Consider the following 16,604-nt stretch of genomic DNA (forward strand, 5'->3'; position numbering starts at 1 on the left):
TCCTGTCTAGTCACCTTGATAACGGCTCGAGCTGTAGCCCAAGGCCTGCTCTTCTTGCGCGGTGGCATGATTGGCCATCGCGTCTTGCACACCGGGCACCTGCATCATCAATGTGTACTTGCGGCGCCAGTGATCTCGTCGTTTGCTGATCATCACGATCAGGTCTTCCAGTGGCAGTGCTTCACCATCTTCTGCGGCGTACCCGGTGCCGTGACAATGGACACATGGGGAGGTATGGAAGACGCCTCGAAATGTGCCACTGCCATCGCATTGCGGGCATGGTCCATGCGCTGGCGGCTCCCACGTTGCTTGCGATACCTGACGCATAGACTCCTCACATTCATGCTGCTTGCTGCAGCGCCTTGATGATGTGGCTGACCGGGGTAGGGCAGACCGCGTTGCCGAGCAGATGCACTGCGAGACGGTGGTTGTCCGGTAGCTGATAGGTATTGGGGAAGCTCATGGCCGACCGGCACTCCCACCGGCTGAGCATGCGCATGCGGTCGCCATCGATGATGGCCCAGCGATCGCGCGTGGTGATGGTGCCAATGGGGCGTTCCAGCGAGCGCCCTGTCTTAGTGTTGCCGTAGTAGCTGATCAGGAATCTCTCGCCGTGGGTGGCGCGGCCAGCGCGAACACGCTCGAGAGTGGCAGCGGCTCGCCCGGGCTTCTCGACGGGTTGCCAGCGGCCTGCATCGAAGTCGATGAAGCTGGCGGCCGGAAGGTGATCGAGCGTTGGCAGGTTCAGTTTCAGCGGCTGAGCGGACTGGGTGAGCACCAGGAACATGCGGATACGATTCTGCGGGGCGCCGAGATCCGCGGCGTCTACTACGTGTGGGCTGACGGCATAGCCCAGTGCCTGCATGGCCAGCACCCAAGGGCGGTAGAGCTGCCAATCGAGGAACTCGGGGACGTTCTCCACAAGGATGGCTGGCGGCCGGTGGTACTCAGCAGCCGATACCACTGCCCAGGCAGTCGAGCGGCTGGCATCGTGCTGAGGGTTGCCGCTGGCCTTGCCTCGCGCCTTGCTGTGGCCCTGACAGCAGGGCGACGCCAGCATCAGGTCATGCGCGGGCACCTGGCTCCAATCCGCCTGATGCAAGTCTTGGCAGATGTGCGCTGCGTTCGGATGGTTGCGGCTGTGCCACTCGACAGCATCCGGCCAGTGATTGGCAGCCCAGGCCACATTGCAGCCGGCCATGCTGGCGCCGGTGCTGAATCCACCCGCACCGGCGAAGAGGTCGATGACGTTCATGTGTTATCCGTGTCGAATTGTTCCGAACAAGCACGAAAAAGCCCCCTGAGAGGGGGCTTGGATAGCGTGCTTTGATGTTCCTGTTAGCTATATCCGCAAGTCAGCGGATAGCGATCAGTCATCACTTATGGTTGTCAGCCACGTCATAATGAGGGGAATACTAATAACAGTGACTGACATGAGGAGGGTGGCAAGTAGTTCCAATAGCTTACTGCTTTGTCTGTGGGGGATTGTCGAAGCAATGATATCAGGTGTGGTTAATTACAACTTTTCGCTGATCGGCTAATTTTCAACGGCTGGTGCTTTAGTAACCAACGCCTCTTGCTTGAGCTTCTCGGGGCGGCGGCGCAAGTTTTAGTGCGTGAGGGAGTGGTTCATGACTCTACCTTGCGATGGCCTGCGTCGTAGAGCGCACCCAGCAGGTACTCTTCCGACAATGCTCCGTGCAGCTCGCGCCTATGAGCATCAGCCGCGGCCTTGGTGATCTGCTTCATCTCCTCGATCGCCTTCTCTCGATCGGGACGGATGGGGCGGAAGCAGGCTTCTAGATAGTAATCCAGCGACTTGTTGTCTCCGGCGTGGCTGATGGTGAATGCCGCCACCATTCCGCATGGCTGCTTGAAGTGCGCTATCACCTCGCACTCTCGCCACTCGCTGGATATCTGAACCTCCACCACCGCACCCACCGGCGGCAGGCCCTCGCCATTCCAGTCGCTTGGATCGACTTCATCTGCTGAGGTGATTGCGATTGCATCGCTGACTGGTTGCTCGAGATGTTGGACGTGTGCCAGTAGCGCCTCTTCCCATTGTTCCCGGGGAATGACGATGCGGCGCTCATGGGCGCCTATCCATGCGTAGTGCCATTCGTTGTTGGTCGGGCCCTTGATCCAGCCCTCGAGATCGCCGTGGCCGTTGTCGGTCGGCAGATTGCAGTCCGTCTCGGGCCGCGGCCACGGGTGGGGGAGGTGCAGCAGGCTTTCCATCAGTTGATCGCGGGTCATGTCAGTCATCCTTGGTGAGCAGCGTGTCGAGCCAGCCACCGGCGAGCAGGTAAAAGAAAGCCGCCAGGCAAGTGGCGGCGATGAGTAGCAGGTGAATCATGATGATGCCTGTTTGAGTGAGGCGTAATCGCCCAGTCGCTTGGCAGTTGCCAACAGGCCGGCGGGCGTGCGTCTCAAGGTGCTGATGATCTCTTCTTGACTGGGCGATGACACTGGCTTGCGAGACCTGGTGGCTGGATCAAGCAGTAGTATCGGGTCATGACGACCCAAGCGCGTCATGCGGGACATGAGTGTCCCTTCCCCGATACCGAGCCGCTCGGCGTGTTCCGCCATTGTCGCGGTGATGCCATCGACGGTGACCCGAGATCGAAGAAAGAGCGTCATGCTGGTCTCCTTGAGTGGTTGAGCGCACAGGTCAGCCCCCAGAAGAGACTGGCGTGTGAGCACAAAAAGGCCCACCGGTTGGGGTGGGCAAGGTCAGGGTTTGCGAATGAGGTGCCGGTCAGCCCCGGCTTGCTCACCACTACGCAGGTGACGCGCCTGCTATCACCACAACAGCAGGAGACTCTATAAAGCTGTGCTAATCTGGCGTTACACCACAACAGCCAGGAGTTATTGCAATGAATGCAGCAGGGAAGGATTCAGGTAATAAGCCCAACACCTCTCAGCCCTCCAGGAAGGAGCAGAGAGATCACACCTCCAATCATAAGGTTGAGCCGCCAAAGAAGCGGCCCGGCCAAAGCTGACAACCGACAGAGGCCACCATGACCGATCAAAATCAGAAGTTGGAATACGATGTCGTGTATTCACTTCATGTTGAAAAGATGACCGAGCGATTTAATCGACGGCTCGACAATCTGATTACCTTCGGCCTCATTCTGCTTGGCTCTGCTATTGCTGGATCACTCGGCAATAGCGTTTTGATCGGCATTCTAGTTGCGACTTTCTCGGCATCCCAGCTTGTATGGCGGTTCGGTGAGAAGGCCGGGCATGCTGCGGCTCAGATGAAGCGCTATGAGCAACTTCTCTCCGAGTTCAATGCTCTTGATGATGACAGTGTGAGGGCAGGTCTCAATGCGCTATCTGCCCAAGATTCTACGCCGCTGACATCTCTTGAAAACATTGCGACCCGCAATGCCATCATTTATCTGGGGTGGTATGAAAATGACCTTGGCCTGACTCGGCTTGAGCAGGTACTTGGATTCTTTTGCGGTGCAACACCAATGCCCAAGAAGCCCCGCCAGGGACATGGCGGGGAAGCACAGGCAGCGCACGATGAAACTCCGGCGTAGGGCGTTCGCCCTCGCTTCTTACTGATGGTGGTTGGCCCACTCGGGAATGCACAGTGATGCACTCTCGGGTGGGCTCTGCCATTGGCAAAGCCCCATACCATTCCCAGTATTTCGACAGCCCTGGGCGGCGTACTCCCAGCGGCCTCTCGCGTGTCTAGCGCTACGGGCGGGCTGGGCATGCCTGATTGTTAAAGAGCAGCCGCATTGCCCGGCGGTTCGGGGCTCATCAGGCGATACCGGCAGTGCCGATGCCCTCTGATAAGCGCTGTCTCTCCAGCTGTCACACCACTTGCCCAGGTGTCGGGGGTAAGGCCGCTAGCGCAAGGGAGGAACCGGCGCCTTACCTGCGGGTGGTTATGCTCGCAATCCCCACTGGCACCACCTGCTGGCCGAGGGGCGAGGCGTGATCAGCGACTGGCGAGCTGCTGACCATGCGTAATCTGAGGGGAGCAGAGGCTGGCGGCATTGCCGTGGAAGTCCGGCCAGCCGCGGCGCTGTGATTCGACGAAACCGGCCTTGGCGTCTTCCTGCCACATGGCGGTCATCTCGCAGTATTCGGCTTCGCTGGCGGTCAGCTGGCGCGGGCCATCGGTCTGCTGGGTGAGGCTGGCGAGCGTGACCAGTCCGCCAACGATGACGGCGAGAGTGAAGGCTGAACGATGCTTGCGGGCTGTGTCGGTCATGGGCTGCTCCAATCCACTCAGTGACGATGGCGATGTACCGTGTCGATGGATTAAAAAGGTATAGCTATCTATACCTAGAGGTCAAGAATTTATTTTAGATTTCTATACATGTGAGCGATAAAAAACCCGCCACAATGGGCGGGTCAGAGTCGAATTCAGAGGCCGGTCAGGTAGCCGGCACCATGCGCATGATGGCGAAGACGAGGCTAGCGGCGGCGATGATGGTGCCAACGCTCCACATGGTCTGAAGCCGCAGTGAGGAGTGCAGCTCGGCTTTCAGCTCAGCCTTGAGTTCGTTGATGTCCGCCTTGGTGGCGTAGTTGGACTTGATGACCGCCACGTCCTCACGGAGTGTTCGCACATCAGCTTCGAGTGCTGTGACGCGTGTTTCTAGTGTGTTCATGGGCGGCTCTCCTCCCGTGCTGTCTCCACTGCCCGTGCCGTTACCGGGGCCGGAGAATGGGAAAACGTTACTCCCCTTACTCATCATTGGCATCACCTTCACCAGCAGCTTCCTTGTTGCTCCTGACCCATCCTTCAATCCGATGAGCATTGAAAAGTATCACATGGCCACAGTCGAGACACGTGATGAAGTAGTTGCCCAGTTGAAACGCACCGCCGCCAACATGAACTGGCGTCGTGAGCAGGTGAGCAGGCCCATCAGAGCTGTCGGCATGCAGCATGAGGTTTTCCGTCGTCTGGCACATCGGGCATTTCAGGCCTGGGCAGCGCTTGGACAGATAGTCGGAGAAATCCTGTCCGGTGATGGCGAGATGATCGCTAGGCATGTCCATATGGCCTCCTGATACCCCGCCGAAAGGAAGGGCTTTCATGATGGTGTCGGTAAAGGGAGGGTGTCACCAGTGTCAGGGGGAGAGCGTCACCAGTGTCATGGGGAGGGTGACGCCATTGTCGTACCCAGAACCTACCTACTTGAACCACTCTCTCTGGTAACGCGTGCGCGAGAGGATTTCTCAGGCAAACACTTCCCACCAGAAGACACGACCGATGATCTTCGGGGCATCCGGATCGCCCAGGGTGTAGACCTCTTCCGGATACTCGATGTGGTTGTCACTGACCACCCGCATGCGACCTAACGGCAGGCGGTAGAGGCGCTTCACGCGCAACATGCCGCCATGATCCAGCGCGTAAATCTTGCCATCGATGATGTGGCGGCAGCTCTTGTCGATACCGATCGGACACCCATCCACTATGATGGGCTCCATTGAATCGCCGGTTACGGTAGCGCAAGCCGCCTGCTTGGGGTCTACCCCGGCGCGAGCTAGGCGCGGCAGGTTAAACCGCATGTAGGCCCCGTGGTTCTCGATGACTTGCGTGCGGCCATCGCCAGCCGCCATCTCGACTTCGCGGAAGTAGGGGATCTCTACCTCATCTGGCCCGAGCGGAGCGTCGTCGTCTACAAACTCCGGTTCATGGAGGATCAGTTCATCGGAGATTGGTGCAGAGGTTTGTGAATCTCTGCCATTGAGTAGCCACTCAGCTGTGACGCCCAAGGCTTTCGCGAGTGAGTACAGGTTCTGACCGCTTGGGTTGGTCGCCCCTTGCTCCCACTGGCTTATGGCTCCCTTGGTTACTCCTACCTGCTTGGCAAGCGCGTCTTGGCTAAGTCCCGCCTCTTTTCGTTTTTGCTTGATGCGGACCTTCATGGCATCGCCCTTCAAAAGTGTATGACAAGAAAACTATACGAAATGTGCGTATAGAGTCTTGTCTCCTTTGTGGATAGAGTTCTATACTTCGGCCTATACATTAAGGAGACGCCAAATGACCAAGAAGGACTTGGTTGATTGCTTCGGAAGCATGGCTGCGGCTGCAAGGGCGCTTGGAAGAACCCGGAGTGCTGTTCAGCAATGGCCTGAGGATCTCCCTGCCCGCGTTCAATTCGAAATCGAAGGGCGAACAAGGGGAAAGCTCAAAGCCAGCCCGGAGCTACGAAACAAGAACACCGCCTGACACCCACAGCATAGCCCGCCGCCCATATCGGCTTAAACGGAACGAACACGGAGAAATTGACCATGGATGCCCATACAGAGATCGAGCGAGACATGGATGCCTTCCTGGACGCAGTGCATGACGTGGCGTTCGAGTGCCAGCCCAAGCAGCTGGCGAGTGATCTGGGCATGTCAGCCAAGTCCATGTATCGCCGCCTCAGTGAAGACGAGCCGATGCCGCTGCGCTTCATCGATTTCGTGGGGATCTTCTGGAACGTGGACCGCGAGCACCAGATGCGCCTGATGGCTCCGTTTCTGGATTACCTGGGCATGGTGGCGGTGCCGCGTTGTGCGAAGGGCCAGGTGAGCCGTGGTGACGTGTTCGCGTCAGTGCTGGATGCCCAGCAGGGGCAGGGCGCGATGGCGGCGCTGATTCAGGCAGCGATTGCAGATGGCGAGGTGGACGAGGAAGAGGCGGCGCAGCTTGAGGCGCAGCACAAGGCCATTGAGCAGCAGATGAGCACCCTGATGGGGCAGCTGCAAGCGATGCGCAAGCCGCTGAAGGTGGTGAGCCGATAACCGGGCACCAGATACAAAAATCCCCCAAAGGCGTCCAAACCAATCCGGGGGAAGCATCTCAAAACGCCAAGGAAGTATGGCATGACGATCAAGACGAGTGAAGCCAGGCAGATGTTGACCAGCTATCGGGGTTGGAGCTGTGAGTCCCTCAAGGCTGAGACCTATCGGCTGGCGGTGATGATCGACAAGCGCGAGCGAGTGGGTGGCGTGATTGACCTGCGCATGAGCATGCAGCACCACCTGGCCGTAGTGGCCCTGCTGGAGTGCGGCAAGGGGCAGGGTGAGACGGCACAGGCAGATGCCCGCCGCACTCTGTCGATCGACCACCACATGAGCGAGGCAGGACGTTTCGAGCGCCTGTCACTAGGTGTGGCAGCCAAGGGCGATGAGGTATCGGCATGAGCATCACAGCACGAATGAGTTCAGCACGCCTTGAGACAGAGATGTCTCGTGCTGGCCGCAAGATCGCCAAGCTGAAGGAGCTGCTGCCAGACCAGCCGCGTCTCACCGGTGAATATCACTCGGCCTATGCCGCCTGGCACCAGTGCAATGCGTTGCTGGCGGCCCGTCGCGGCGACAAGGACGGCGATCTAGGCAGCATGCAGTGGCATCAGGCCCGCGCTGCCAAATATCTGACACTGGCAGGAGGTGAGGCATGACTCTGCATCGATCACAAACGAGCCGTCAATGCGCGATGCGGGGATATCGCTGATGCAGTATCTCGTTGCTATCAATCAAGCCAAGGCCGTCGAGTGGGGGCTCAATGCTCAGCAGGCGATGCTGTTTGCGTTTCTGCATCAGGTGCCGACCTGGGCAAATGCGCGTCAGATCGATGGCCACACCTACTTCAACATCGGCAAGGGGAAGATCTGCGAAGAGCTTCCGCTGCTGACTGATAAGCACGACACCGCCTACCGGCTCATGAAGCAGCTGGCCAAGCTCGACCTGATCGTGATGACCAGTTGCGACAACCGGACGTACATGCGCCTAACCGAGAAGGGTGTGACCTGGGGACGCTCGACAGGGTCGGAAAAATCTCCGATCCGTCCCTTGGCGCCTGATTCTCAAGGGTCGGAAAAAAATCCGACCTCGGAAAAATCTCCGAGAGGGGTCGGAAAAATATCCGTGCCAGGGTCGGAAAAATCTCCGACGAATCAGGGTACCAATGATCCTAACCCCTCTCTCTCTGGCGCAGGCGAGCCGAGCATCTTCGAACGAGCGGCCCAGCATGCAGACAACGGCCAGCCGCAAGCGACTGCCGGCGCCCGTCAGGTGCCGATGACGTTGGACTGGCAGCCGGATGCCAGCCACTGGCAGACGGAGACGATGCGCCGGGGTAATCCATCCCTGACATGGGATCAGGGCGAGCTGGCGGACTTCACCGCGCACTTCGCGGATCAGCCGGGCCGGAGGCACTCACATCATGCCTGGTGTACTCGCTTCGTGCGCTGGGTGAGTGAGAACCGCAAGCGAGAGGCGGCCCGCCAGGCCTGCATGAGTCAGAACGCCAACACTTCATCGAACAACACTGTACGCAACGCTGGAGGCACCCATGGAAGCCGTCGCTCAACTGGTCCAATCCGTAACTCGAAACTCTCAGCCGCTGAAGGGCGTGCACTCATTGAACAGCGCCGCCGTGAACAAGCCGAAGGCCAGCCGCCGTCCGGCGACGTCATCGATGGCGAGTGGCTGTGATGACCTGCCACGGGTGAGCCAGAAGGCGGTGGATGCGTTGTTCGATCGCTTGGCCCAGCTGCATGGCGCCCACTGGCACCGCCGCTGCCGTGAAATGGGCTGGGGCACTGAAGAGAATGGCCAGTGGGTGAGCTGTGACGTGGAAGGCGAGTGGCTGGCAGCCCTGAGCCACCTGAGCACCCAGCATCTGCGCTGTGGCTTGCAGGCCGAGAAGGCCCGTACGGCCAAGTCGCTCCAACAGCGTGGCAACGCCTTCCCGCCGGACAGCGCCATGCAGTTCGCCGAGCTATGCCAGATGACGCCCGAGGGGTTGGGCCTGCCGGACTTTGATACTGCCTGGCAGGCATTGCAGGACCACGCCTTCACCGGCAAGCCGTATCCGCATGAGGCCATCGCTGCCGCTGGCGAGCACATGGACCTTCACGGTATGGCCTCGGCCACCTATCAGCGCATGGACCGGCACGAACGGGCCTTCCGCGTGTACTACCAGCAGGTGGTGGAGCGATACGCTCGGGGTGATGACCTCAAGCCGCAAGCGGCCATTGGGCATGACGGCCAGCTGTCACCGGCAGAACGTGCCGCCATGACGGGGGAGGAGAAGGCCCGCAAGGCGGCGGGCGAACTGGCAGGCATCACACCTGCCCAGGCACTGAAGATGATGCGAGGAGGGCTGACACATGGCGAATCATGAGAATCAGGCAATCACCACGGGGATTGGCAGCAAGTCTACTGGTGCGACTCGTCCGCGCCGCGCGTCGCTGGACAATCCAGCTTGCCAGCTAGGGCGGACGTATCTGGCACTCAGTGAATCGCGCTCGTGGCTGATGCTGAATGAGCTGGCTGCCGAGATCCGCAAGCGCTTCGATCGGCTGGATAGTGAGGCAGCCATCAGTGCCCGCCTGCGAGATCTGCGTCGCCAGCATGGGTTGATCGTGGAGAGCCGCCGGCGTGGAGACAGTGCCGCACATGAGTACCGCCTGATCCGCCTGGCACCGGTAAAGCGTCAGCCGGATATGTTGGGGGTGTTGCAGTGAGCTATCGCCCCGCTGGCAGCTACAGGCGGCCGAATCGCTCAGCCCTGCGCCGCTGCTTTGCTTGCGGTAGGCGAGTGGCCGTCCATCAGCTGGCGGGGTGCCTGGGGACGTGCAATCGCTGCATTGCTTTGGGCGCTCCCCGCTTCAATGCCAATGGTGAGCGACTGAGGGGGCAAGCGTGACTGAGACCACACCCAAGCCCGTTGGTGGCCCGCTGGCCCGCAAGGCCGCGATGCTGTGCCAGGCCGAGGGATTCCATTGCTATCTGGATCAGGCGCGCCGCGCCCGGCACGGCATCGACACCAACGTGATGCCAGACGGTACGCATAAGGAGGAAGACGCGGTGGACTTCATTCGCACGGCCTGCGGGGTGAAGAGTCGGGCCGAGATCGATCATGAGCCGAGGGCGGCGCACATGCTGCGCCGGATCATCACCAACTATCGCCGCTGGCAATCCAATCAGGTGAGGGCATCGTCATGAGCTGGGCAACACATCCTTCCGCCAAGGTGGCGGCCCGCAAGTCGCCGAACCGTACCGCCGGACAAGCCCGCAAGTCGGCGCCACGCATCGACCGTGAAGGGTTGGAGCAGAAGGTGCTGATTCGCTGGCTCAAGGGCGAGAAGCTGCGCGGCAAGCCGGTGGGCGTGCTGCTCGAGGATGTCACCTATCACGTCCCCAATGGCGGCAAGCGCAACAAGAAAACGGCTGCCGACCTCAAGGCCCAGGGCGTGCGTGCTGGGGTGAGTGACCTGGTGGTGGCGACGGCCCGTGGCGGGTATCACGGGCTCTACATCGAGTTTAAAGCGGCGCCACCTCACGATGCTGCCCTGGCGAAGTCTCAGCGCGAATGGCTTGAGAAGATGGAGGGCAATGGCTATCTGGCAGTGCTGGCCAAAGGCGTGGATGAGGCCAAGGCGGTGCTGGTGGCCTATGCGAGCTGGCCCGAGACGGTGGTGGCCGGTGAGCCAGAAGTGATGCCGCATGGCAGTGAGTGGCGCAAGGCAACGGCATAGCGCTCACGTAGCAATCCGGAGTAGGAGGGCAGGACATGCAGCGGATCGAGGATATGGGGCTGGCGGAGACCTTCCGCCTGATCGAGAAGCTGCCGGAGGGCGTGAGGCGTCAGCAGGCGTTGGCACATGCTCTGGATGAGCTGCTCGAGGAAGAGATCGAGTATCGCACCGGGCTGCGCCACCAGAACGCCGGTTGGCATCAGGTGTCATCGGTGGGCGGCATGGGGGAAGGGCGTGGCGAGTGCACAGGCCTAGTGGATCATGTCGGCAAGGCGGCAGAGCGCTTTCAGCAGGAAAGCCAGTGGCGGACGATGGCGGCGGCGTTGCTGTCACGCCTGACCGATCGTCAGCGCATGGCGGTACTGCTGGCGGCCTATGCCATTCCGCCGGTGCAGCATTGCCAGTCCCCCCGCATGATGACCCAATCTCAGGCCGTGGCGGCACAGGTGGCGATTCTGGCACGACTGGGCTGGGTGCCCGGGGCAGTGAAGGTGGAGCCGTTCAAGTCGGCCAAATCGATGCAGTGTGCGGCATCTCGTGGTCGTGAATCGCTACTGCATATGGTGCTTTCTCAAGCTGAAATGGCTGCCTGACTACCATATGTTGCAAAAGCGAGGGTTTGAGGGTACGATCCAGCTATTGTGTGATTCTTGCGTCTCTGGATCACCGCTCATTTCAAGGCCCTGCCATCTGGCGGGGCTTTTTGGTTTATATCTCGTTGATAGGTAACTTGGCTCTTCTCCCCGATATGGCTCACCCTCGCTGATGGGGGCACTCTGAGTAGGGGATAACATGAATCACATAGACGCTGGACTCGTTGAAAGAGCTAAGGCTGACCCTTCGGAGCTTCTGGCTCTAGGGGCTTTGCTAAATAAAGAGCGAAACAGGGACGAGCTCACCTTCTCGGAGCTACTCGAACGCTATAGACACTTAGGGCTGACGAGTGACATAGCAGGTTCGGCCTGTCACGAGGAGGAGCTTGCGCGCAGGCTGGAGCAAGCGAGAGGTATCAATCGAACTTTTTCCTTTAAGGACGGCCATGCTCGATGACATCATTTGTGTGACTCATGTGGAGATGGCCAAAGGGGGCGATTTCAGGCCTCTTGGCGAGTCTCTATGCATTGTGTGTGACGACATGGGGATAGACTTGGATGTTGTCATTGAGGAATGTGAATTTACACGGCTCACTCATGACGTAGCTGAGGCAGCGCTGGAGCACGGCCGTTCCCGCAGACGATATTCGTAGTGTGTTCCATATAATTTGCGAGCCCTGCCATCTGGCGGGGCTTTTTCGTATCTGCTCCCCGGTGATTCCTATGCCTGCACATGCTCCCGCGCACTGGCTCGATGAGGTCGAGCTGGTGGGCTTCGATGCGCCTATTGATCCGTCGGCTGATGATGCCAGCAATCTGTCGGCCTTCCTGGACACCATTGCCTATGCCGAGGGCACGCCGCGCTTCAGCTCGATTGAGGGCTATGACGTGCTGGTGGGCGGCAAGACCTTCGGTGGCTTCGATGATCATCCCCGCCAGTCGGTATGGCTGAAGTCGTACAACATCCACAGCACGGCGGCGGGCCGGTATCAGTTCCTGGTCGGGACGTGGGATGACCTGGCCAAGCGCTTCCACCTGTCGGACTTCTCGCCCGCCTCGCAGGATGAGGCAGCCAAGCAGTTGATCCGGCAGTGTCGGGCATTGGGCATGGTGTATGACGGGCGTATCGCTGAGGCCATCCACGCCTGCCGGCGCATCTGGGCGAGCCTGCCAGGGGCAGGTTATGGGCAGCGTGAGCTTGATACCGATGAGCTGCTGGGCGTGTACGTGCGTGCTGGCGGCCACATCGCATAACGATAACGACGAACTGCGCAGGGCCTACCGACTCAGGAGGCCATATGCATGACGACGACCACGAGCCCGCCGATATGCCACACCGCGATCCATCGACATGGCAGATGCTGCTGGAGTGGCTACAGCCGTATCAAGCCAACCTCTATGCAGCGGGGCTGTCATTCGTGATCGCACTGCTGCGCGGCCTGCATGCTGGTGGCCGCTTCTACAAGTCATTGCTCGAGGCGACCCTGGTGGGTGGCCTGACATTGGCGCTCAAGCCGCTGCTGGACTGGGGCGGCTTGGATCAGGACATGGCCGTGGCCATCGGGGCTGCGATCGCTTTCCTCGGTGTCGAGTGGCTGCGTGCCAAGTCTGACGCCATCTTCGATAAGGTGCTGGGACGATGGCTGCACTGATCACGACCGCGTGGGCATGGGGCCGCAAGCTGATATCAGGCTTGAAGATCGAGGTCATCCTGATGGCAGTGGTGCTGGGCTGGGGTGCGATGAAGACCTATGAGGCGACCAAGGCCGAGCAGCATGCCAATGATCTCAAGGCTGAGCTATCCACCGAGAAGGCGGTCAACCGCGGGCTCGAGATGATGGCGCTGCACTACGGCAATCAGATGAAGCGACTGTCCGTCGCATTGGAGGCACGCGAAGCCAGCCGCGCTCTGGATGACCGTTCAATCATGGCTGCCCGGGCAGCTGCACGCCGGATGGAGAGAGACGATGCGCCGACTGGGGATTGGGCTGACCGGCCTGTGCCTGACGCTGCTGCTGAGTGGCTGCAGCGCCTTCGAGAGCAAGCCAGTGGTAATGCCAACTGAGTGGCAGTGCACACCCGAAGTGCCGAGCTACCTGCTCAATCCACTGCCTGCACCTGACAGGCCAGTGACATACAACCGCGATCTGCTCAGCCTGCTGGCCGATTATGAGTCACAGCGGCGGCGCTTCAATGATGACCGCACGGCGACGGCCTCGATCCTCGAGCGCCTGGCCGATGGACCAGAAGACGTGGGGAATGAATGATTTAGTCAGATCACACGATCTCGCCCGTTCCCCCCGTCGCGGATGACGAAGAGCTTGTAGCCTTTGATGTGACTGAGAGTCTTAGCGTACTCGCGGGCTTCGTCTTCACTCTTGAACGTCTTGTGAGGGATGTCTTCGTACTCACGACGCACTGCCCAGCCATCAGAGCATTGATAGAAATACATCTCGATCATCATAAGAGGCTCCTGTGATCGAAAGCCGTGGATCGATATATGTGTAGTTCTTACTGTAGTAATGGTGAGTATTTATCAACAATGTTTCCGCCTCTTGCTTCAATCACGAGCTTGGTTCTTAGTCGGGCCGCGAGGGCGCGTGCGTAATCAATCGCATCGTATTGTGTTGTAAAACATCTGATACACAGCGTTTTCCCCTCTCGCTTCACGGCCCACTGGTTGCCTCTAGCGACCACGCGGATGCTGCTAGGAGCCGTCATCTCGGCCTCTCTTTGTGTAGATATGTCTTGTTAATTTTGGTGCACTAAATTAGTTGCATCAATAAGAATAAAAATATCTATCGACGTTCATGTTGAGGGCTTTATATGCCTATCAAACCACCACGACCCTGCAAGGCACCCATGTGTGGTGGCAAGACGACTGCCTCTCACGGGTACTGCGAGTCGCATGCCGATCGCGCTATCAACTGGGGCAAGAGTAGGCGAGGCGGGCAAGGCCGAGGTGGTCGGCCATGGCGGCGACTGCGAAATGCGATTCTCAAGCGTGATCGTTACCTCTGCCAGCAATGCGAGCGCTTGAATCGCATCACGCCAGCCACTGAAGTCGATCACATTGTGGGTAAGGCTCAGGGTGGCACAGACGCCGCTGACAACCTTGAGGCGATCTGCAAGGTCTGCCACCAAGCCAAGACGGCAAGCGAGGCACTGGCGGCCAGATCAGGAGATTGAGGCAGGCCCTGAGAGGGGGGAGGGGGTGCAATCTCTACCACCTTTGGGGGCGGCCACCGTTCCGTTACGTTTCTTTCTCACACCCGCGAAATTGAAAAATCAGCCTAGCGCGAAGGATTCTCAGATGACACGAGGTCGCAAGCCCAAACCAAGCCACTTGAAGGCGGTGCAGGGCAACGCCGGCAAGCGTGCCATCAACCATGACGAGCCCGAGGGCGATGCGCTCGATGAAGCCCCGCCGGCACCCGACTGGCTATGCGAGATCGGCCGTGATGCCTGGGACAAGCTCGCGCCCTGGTTGGTCGGCTCCAAGATCCTGACGCGCTCTGACCTACATCAGCTCGAGGCCTACTGCGATGCCTACGCCACCTGGCGTCAGGCCGTGGTCGAGATCCAGCAATGCGGCCTGGTGCTGGAAAGTCCTGCCACCGGTGCCCCCATCAAGAACCCAGCTCTGACCGCGAAGAATGAGGCGGCCCGCCAGATGACGACCTTCGGCAGCGCACTCGGTCTCGACCCATCCAGCCGAGCACGCCTGGCCGTGCCCGGGTCCAAGGATGCCGCCAACCCCTTCGCCGAGCTGCTGGGTGGCAACAAGCGATGACACTCAATGGCCAGCTATCCCAACGTCAATGCTGCGAACAAGTACGCTCGGGACGTGGTGGCTGGCCGGATACCCGCTTGCAAGTGGGTCCGCCTTGCCTGCCAGCGTCATGTCGATGAACAGAAGGCGGCCAAGACGCGCGCCTTTCCCTATCGGTTCGATCGTGACGCCGCCGAGCGGGCATGCGCCTTCATTCAGCTGCTGCCTCACACCAAGGGCAAGTGGGCGCGCGAACGCAAGCTGATTACGCTCGAACCCTGGCAGCTCTTCATCTTCAGTGTGCTGTTCGGCTGGATGAGCAAGCGCAGTGGGCAGCGCCGTTACCGTGAGGCTTACATCGAGGTACCGCGCAAGAACGGCAAGTCAGTGATCGCCGCGGGCGTGGCCACCTACATGCTGGCCGCCGATGGGGAATACGGCGCCGAGGTCTACTGTGGTGCCACCACAGAGAAGCAGGCTTGGGAGGTCTTCCGCCCGGCCAAGCTGATGCTGCAGAAGTCACCGGCCCTGATCAGCGCCGCCGGCATTGAGGTGATGGCCAAGAACATCAGCATCCCCGGTGACGGCTCCCGCCTGGAACCGATGATCGGTGACCCGGGCGACGGCTCGAGCCCCAGCTGCGCCATTGTCGATGAGTTCCACGAACACCAATCGCCCAGCCTCTACGAGACCATGCTGACCGGCATGGGTGCCCGCGATCAGCCGCTGATGTTCATCATCACCACTGCTGGCTTCAACCTCGCTGGCCCTTGCTACGACAAGCGCCGGCAAGCGCAGCAGATGCTCGAGGGTGTGGTTGATAACCCTGAACTCTTCGCGCTGATCTACACCATCGATGAGGGCGACGACTGGCAGTCTCCGGACGTGCTGCGCAAGGCCAACCCCAATTTCGGTGTCAGCGTCAGCGAGGAATTCCTGCTCAAGGCGCAGCGCGACGCCATCCAGTACCCCAGCCGCCAGAACTCCTTTCTGACCAAGCACCTTGATGTCTGGGTCTCGGCACGCAGCGCCTGGCTGAACATGGCCACCTGGCTGGCGGCCGGCGATGACTCGATGTCGCTGGACCAGATGGAGGGCGAGCCCTGCTGGCTGGGCGTTGACCTTGCCAGCAAGACCGACATCGCCGCCATCGGCCTGATCTTCCGCAAGGTGCGCGAAGACGCCAAGGTCGAGTGGCGTGCCTTCGTGCGCAGCTACCTGCCGGAAGGCGCAATCGAGCGCGCCAGCAGCAACCGCGCTGCCTATGAGGGCTGGGTCAACTCCGGCCACCTGATCATCACTGATGGTGAAGAACTCGACTTCGAGGTCATCCGGCAGGACATCCTCGACCTCTCCAGTCGCTTCGATGTGCAGGAAGTCGCCTACGATCCCTGGCGGGCTACCCAGCTCGCCCATCAGTTGATGCAGGAAGGCGCGCCAGTCATTGAGTACCGCAACACGGTCCAGAACATGAGCCCCGCCATGCGCGAGATGGAGGCCGCCGTCACTGGCGGTCGCTTCACGCACCCGGCTGACCCGCTGCTCACCTGGATGGCCAGCAATGTGGTCGCCAAGGCCGACGCCAAAGAGAACATCTACCCGCGCAAGGAAGCCGCCGACAACAAGATCGACGGCATCATCGCGCTGCTCATGGCGTTGGGGCGTGCCATCACCCTCGATGTCGAGCCACCCAGCCTTCTCGACTCCCTCTCAGACGACGACTTCCTGGTCATGTGA

General features: G+C 60.0%; 26 protein-coding genes. 17 read left to right on the top strand and 9 right to left on the bottom strand.

Annotation, left to right across the window (positions count from 1 at the left end; genetic code table 11):
- Positions 1 to 6: 6 nt before the first annotated feature.
- From CDPAHKCJ_RS08355 to CDPAHKCJ_RS08370, 4 genes are all read right to left on the bottom strand, one after another.
- Positions 7 to 156 carry a hypothetical protein gene (locus CDPAHKCJ_RS08355; protein ID WP_166019390.1) on the bottom strand — a complete coding sequence of 50 codons (150 nt, stop codon included), beginning with the start codon at positions 154 to 156 and terminating at the stop codon, positions 7 to 9.
- A gap of 184 nt (positions 157 to 340) precedes the next feature.
- A complete protein-coding gene (locus CDPAHKCJ_RS08360) occupies positions 341 to 1,255 on the bottom strand; it encodes a DNA cytosine methyltransferase (RefSeq protein WP_166019391.1) in 915 nt (304 codons plus the stop codon).
- Between the two features lie 374 nt (positions 1,256 to 1,629).
- Entirely contained in the window at positions 1,630 to 2,256 is a 627-nt protein-coding gene (locus CDPAHKCJ_RS08365) for a hypothetical protein (RefSeq protein WP_166019392.1), read from the bottom strand.
- 96 nt (positions 2,257 to 2,352) lie between these two features.
- Positions 2,353 to 2,640: a hypothetical protein gene (locus CDPAHKCJ_RS08370; protein ID WP_166019393.1), complete on the bottom strand. Its 288-nt coding sequence runs from the start codon at positions 2,638 to 2,640 to the stop codon at positions 2,353 to 2,355.
- Between the two features lie 380 nt (positions 2,641 to 3,020).
- Between CDPAHKCJ_RS08370 and CDPAHKCJ_RS08375 the strand changes: the two genes are divergently transcribed.
- Positions 3,021 to 3,548, top strand: coding sequence for a hypothetical protein (locus CDPAHKCJ_RS08375; protein WP_166019394.1), 528 nt, complete (start codon positions 3,021 to 3,023; stop codon positions 3,546 to 3,548).
- Between the two features lie 407 nt (positions 3,549 to 3,955).
- Here CDPAHKCJ_RS08375 and CDPAHKCJ_RS08380 read toward each other — a convergent pair whose 3' ends face one another.
- The 4 genes from CDPAHKCJ_RS08380 to CDPAHKCJ_RS08395 form a co-directional block, all read right to left on the bottom strand.
- Positions 3,956 to 4,231: a hypothetical protein gene (locus tag CDPAHKCJ_RS08380; protein ID WP_166019395.1), complete on the bottom strand. Its 276-nt coding sequence runs from the start codon at positions 4,229 to 4,231 to the stop codon at positions 3,956 to 3,958.
- Between the two features lie 166 nt (positions 4,232 to 4,397).
- The gene (locus CDPAHKCJ_RS08385; protein ID WP_166019396.1) at positions 4,398 to 4,634 is read right to left on the bottom strand and encodes a hemolysin XhlA; all 237 of its coding nucleotides are present in this window, start codon (positions 4,632 to 4,634) and stop codon (positions 4,398 to 4,400) included.
- 76 nt (positions 4,635 to 4,710) lie between these two features.
- The gene (locus tag CDPAHKCJ_RS08390) at positions 4,711 to 5,064 is read right to left on the bottom strand and encodes a hypothetical protein (RefSeq protein WP_166019397.1); all 354 of its coding nucleotides are present in this window, start codon (positions 5,062 to 5,064) and stop codon (positions 4,711 to 4,713) included.
- Between the two features lie 141 nt (positions 5,065 to 5,205).
- Entirely contained in the window at positions 5,206 to 5,898 is a 693-nt protein-coding gene (locus tag CDPAHKCJ_RS08395) for a helix-turn-helix transcriptional regulator (RefSeq protein ID WP_166019398.1), read from the bottom strand.
- 366 nt (positions 5,899 to 6,264) lie between these two features.
- On the opposite strand from CDPAHKCJ_RS08395, the gene CDPAHKCJ_RS08405 reads away from it, so the two are divergent.
- The 13 genes from CDPAHKCJ_RS08405 to CDPAHKCJ_RS08465 all read left to right on the top strand — a co-directional run bounded on the left by CDPAHKCJ_RS08405 (position 6,265) and on the right by CDPAHKCJ_RS08465 (position 13,362).
- Complete coding sequence (locus tag CDPAHKCJ_RS08405; RefSeq protein ID WP_166019400.1) at positions 6,265 to 6,759, top strand: phage regulatory CII family protein; 495 nt, start codon at positions 6,265 to 6,267, stop codon at positions 6,757 to 6,759.
- A gap of 81 nt (positions 6,760 to 6,840) precedes the next feature.
- Positions 6,841 to 7,161: a hypothetical protein gene (locus CDPAHKCJ_RS08410; protein WP_166019401.1), complete on the top strand. Its 321-nt coding sequence runs from the start codon at positions 6,841 to 6,843 to the stop codon at positions 7,159 to 7,161.
- A gap of 41 nt (positions 7,162 to 7,202) precedes the next feature.
- Positions 7,203 to 7,418: a hypothetical protein gene (locus tag CDPAHKCJ_RS08415; RefSeq protein WP_166019402.1), complete on the top strand. Its 216-nt coding sequence runs from the start codon at positions 7,203 to 7,205 to the stop codon at positions 7,416 to 7,418.
- A 28-nt stretch (positions 7,419 to 7,446) separates the two neighbouring features.
- A complete protein-coding gene (locus tag CDPAHKCJ_RS08420; RefSeq protein WP_166019403.1) occupies positions 7,447 to 8,454 on the top strand; it encodes a DnaT-like ssDNA-binding domain-containing protein in 1,008 nt (335 codons plus the stop codon).
- Entirely contained in the window at positions 8,396 to 9,145 is a 750-nt protein-coding gene (locus CDPAHKCJ_RS08425) for a replication protein P (protein ID WP_166019404.1), read from the top strand. Before CDPAHKCJ_RS08420 ends, CDPAHKCJ_RS08425 begins: the two co-directional genes overlap by 59 nt.
- Positions 9,132 to 9,488 (top strand): hypothetical protein, encoded by a 357-nt coding sequence (locus tag CDPAHKCJ_RS08430; protein ID WP_166019405.1) that lies wholly within the window; start codon positions 9,132 to 9,134, stop codon positions 9,486 to 9,488. Before CDPAHKCJ_RS08425 ends, CDPAHKCJ_RS08430 begins: the two co-directional genes overlap by 14 nt.
- 178 nt (positions 9,489 to 9,666) lie before the next feature.
- The gene (locus CDPAHKCJ_RS08435; RefSeq protein WP_346773910.1) at positions 9,667 to 9,969 is read left to right on the top strand and encodes a hypothetical protein; all 303 of its coding nucleotides are present in this window, start codon (positions 9,667 to 9,669) and stop codon (positions 9,967 to 9,969) included.
- Positions 9,966 to 10,502, top strand: coding sequence for a VRR-NUC domain-containing protein (locus tag CDPAHKCJ_RS08440; protein ID WP_166019406.1), 537 nt, complete (start codon positions 9,966 to 9,968; stop codon positions 10,500 to 10,502). The genes CDPAHKCJ_RS08435 and CDPAHKCJ_RS08440 overlap by 4 nt, the downstream gene beginning before the upstream one ends.
- A 35-nt stretch (positions 10,503 to 10,537) precedes the next feature.
- A complete protein-coding gene (locus tag CDPAHKCJ_RS08445) occupies positions 10,538 to 11,095 on the top strand; it encodes a hypothetical protein (protein WP_166019407.1) in 558 nt (185 codons plus the stop codon).
- A 723-nt stretch (positions 11,096 to 11,818) separates the two neighbouring features.
- The gene (locus CDPAHKCJ_RS08450; protein ID WP_166019408.1) at positions 11,819 to 12,349 is read left to right on the top strand and encodes a glycoside hydrolase family 104 protein; all 531 of its coding nucleotides are present in this window, start codon (positions 11,819 to 11,821) and stop codon (positions 12,347 to 12,349) included.
- A 44-nt stretch (positions 12,350 to 12,393) separates the two neighbouring features.
- Positions 12,394 to 12,747, top strand: coding sequence for a phage holin, lambda family (locus CDPAHKCJ_RS08455; protein WP_131431534.1), 354 nt, complete (start codon positions 12,394 to 12,396; stop codon positions 12,745 to 12,747).
- Positions 12,735 to 13,160 carry a hypothetical protein gene (locus CDPAHKCJ_RS08460; protein WP_166019409.1) on the top strand — a complete coding sequence of 142 codons (426 nt, stop codon included), beginning with the start codon at positions 12,735 to 12,737 and terminating at the stop codon, positions 13,158 to 13,160. The genes CDPAHKCJ_RS08455 and CDPAHKCJ_RS08460 overlap by 13 nt, the downstream gene beginning before the upstream one ends.
- Entirely contained in the window at positions 13,144 to 13,362 is a 219-nt protein-coding gene (locus CDPAHKCJ_RS08465) for a hypothetical protein (RefSeq protein ID WP_166019410.1), read from the top strand. Before CDPAHKCJ_RS08460 ends, CDPAHKCJ_RS08465 begins: the two co-directional genes overlap by 17 nt.
- Before the next feature lie 5 nt (positions 13,363 to 13,367).
- On the opposite strand, the gene CDPAHKCJ_RS08470 is transcribed toward CDPAHKCJ_RS08465, so the two are convergent.
- The gene (locus CDPAHKCJ_RS08470) at positions 13,368 to 13,559 is read right to left on the bottom strand and encodes a DUF2188 domain-containing protein (protein WP_166019411.1); all 192 of its coding nucleotides are present in this window, start codon (positions 13,557 to 13,559) and stop codon (positions 13,368 to 13,370) included.
- 398 nt (positions 13,560 to 13,957) lie between these two features.
- Here CDPAHKCJ_RS08470 and CDPAHKCJ_RS08480 point away from each other — a divergent pair, with 398 nt between their 5' ends.
- From CDPAHKCJ_RS08480 to CDPAHKCJ_RS08490, 3 genes are all read left to right on the top strand, one after another.
- Positions 13,958 to 14,284: an HNH endonuclease gene (locus CDPAHKCJ_RS08480; RefSeq protein ID WP_240916703.1), complete on the top strand. Its 327-nt coding sequence runs from the start codon at positions 13,958 to 13,960 to the stop codon at positions 14,282 to 14,284.
- A 124-nt stretch (positions 14,285 to 14,408) separates the two neighbouring features.
- Positions 14,409 to 14,888 (top strand): phage terminase small subunit P27 family, encoded by a 480-nt coding sequence (locus CDPAHKCJ_RS08485; protein WP_054557049.1) that lies wholly within the window; start codon positions 14,409 to 14,411, stop codon positions 14,886 to 14,888.
- 6 nt (positions 14,889 to 14,894) lie between these two features.
- Complete coding sequence (locus CDPAHKCJ_RS08490; protein ID WP_166019414.1) at positions 14,895 to 16,604, top strand: terminase TerL endonuclease subunit; 1,710 nt, start codon at positions 14,895 to 14,897, stop codon at positions 16,602 to 16,604.

Source organism: Cobetia sp. MB87 (assembly GCF_011319755.1).
Classification (GTDB): domain Bacteria; phylum Pseudomonadota; class Gammaproteobacteria; order Pseudomonadales; family Halomonadaceae; genus Cobetia.

What these genes read in the sequence shown, in the direction of transcription:
- CDPAHKCJ_RS08445 (WP_166019407.1), top strand. Translation starts at nt 10,538, where the DNA reads ATGCAGCGGATCGAGGATATGGGGCTGGCGGAGACCTTCCGCCTGATC.
- CDPAHKCJ_RS08440 (WP_166019406.1), top strand. Translation starts at nt 9,966, where the DNA reads ATGAGCTGGGCAACACATCCTTCCGCCAAGGTGGCGGCCCGCAAGTCG.
- CDPAHKCJ_RS08395 (WP_166019398.1), bottom strand. Translation starts at nt 5,898, where the DNA reads ATGAAGGTCCGCATCAAGCAAAAACGAAAAGAGGCGGGACTTAGCCAA.
- CDPAHKCJ_RS08470 (WP_166019411.1), bottom strand. Translation starts at nt 13,559, where the DNA reads ATGATGATCGAGATGTATTTCTATCAATGCTCTGATGGCTGGGCAGTG.
- CDPAHKCJ_RS08380 (WP_166019395.1), bottom strand. Translation starts at nt 4,231, where the DNA reads ATGACCGACACAGCCCGCAAGCATCGTTCAGCCTTCACTCTCGCCGTC.
- CDPAHKCJ_RS08375 (WP_166019394.1), top strand. Translation starts at nt 3,021, where the DNA reads ATGACCGATCAAAATCAGAAGTTGGAATACGATGTCGTGTATTCACTT.
- CDPAHKCJ_RS08390 (WP_166019397.1), bottom strand. Translation starts at nt 5,064, where the DNA reads ATGAAAGCCCTTCCTTTCGGCGGGGTATCAGGAGGCCATATGGACATG.
- CDPAHKCJ_RS08420 (WP_166019403.1), top strand. Translation starts at nt 7,447, where the DNA reads ATGCGCGATGCGGGGATATCGCTGATGCAGTATCTCGTTGCTATCAAT.
- CDPAHKCJ_RS08480 (WP_240916703.1), top strand. Translation starts at nt 13,958, where the DNA reads ATGTGTGGTGGCAAGACGACTGCCTCTCACGGGTACTGCGAGTCGCAT.
- CDPAHKCJ_RS08485 (WP_054557049.1), top strand. Translation starts at nt 14,409, where the DNA reads ATGACACGAGGTCGCAAGCCCAAACCAAGCCACTTGAAGGCGGTGCAG.
- CDPAHKCJ_RS08410 (WP_166019401.1), top strand. Translation starts at nt 6,841, where the DNA reads ATGACGATCAAGACGAGTGAAGCCAGGCAGATGTTGACCAGCTATCGG.
- CDPAHKCJ_RS08360 (WP_166019391.1), bottom strand. Translation starts at nt 1,255, where the DNA reads ATGAACGTCATCGACCTCTTCGCCGGTGCGGGTGGATTCAGCACCGGC.
- CDPAHKCJ_RS08370 (WP_166019393.1), bottom strand. Translation starts at nt 2,640, where the DNA reads ATGACGCTCTTTCTTCGATCTCGGGTCACCGTCGATGGCATCACCGCG.
- CDPAHKCJ_RS08405 (WP_166019400.1), top strand. Translation starts at nt 6,265, where the DNA reads ATGGATGCCCATACAGAGATCGAGCGAGACATGGATGCCTTCCTGGAC.
- CDPAHKCJ_RS08490 (WP_166019414.1), top strand. Translation starts at nt 14,895, where the DNA reads ATGGCCAGCTATCCCAACGTCAATGCTGCGAACAAGTACGCTCGGGAC.
- CDPAHKCJ_RS08365 (WP_166019392.1), bottom strand. Translation starts at nt 2,256, where the DNA reads ATGACCCGCGATCAACTGATGGAAAGCCTGCTGCACCTCCCCCACCCG.
- CDPAHKCJ_RS08385 (WP_166019396.1), bottom strand. Translation starts at nt 4,634, where the DNA reads ATGAACACACTAGAAACACGCGTCACAGCACTCGAAGCTGATGTGCGA.
- CDPAHKCJ_RS08415 (WP_166019402.1), top strand. Translation starts at nt 7,203, where the DNA reads ATGTCTCGTGCTGGCCGCAAGATCGCCAAGCTGAAGGAGCTGCTGCCA.
- CDPAHKCJ_RS08460 (WP_166019409.1), top strand. Translation starts at nt 12,735, where the DNA reads ATGGCTGCACTGATCACGACCGCGTGGGCATGGGGCCGCAAGCTGATA.
- CDPAHKCJ_RS08450 (WP_166019408.1), top strand. Translation starts at nt 11,819, where the DNA reads ATGCCTGCACATGCTCCCGCGCACTGGCTCGATGAGGTCGAGCTGGTG.
- CDPAHKCJ_RS08455 (WP_131431534.1), top strand. Translation starts at nt 12,394, where the DNA reads ATGCATGACGACGACCACGAGCCCGCCGATATGCCACACCGCGATCCA.
- CDPAHKCJ_RS08430 (WP_166019405.1), top strand. Translation starts at nt 9,132, where the DNA reads ATGGCGAATCATGAGAATCAGGCAATCACCACGGGGATTGGCAGCAAG.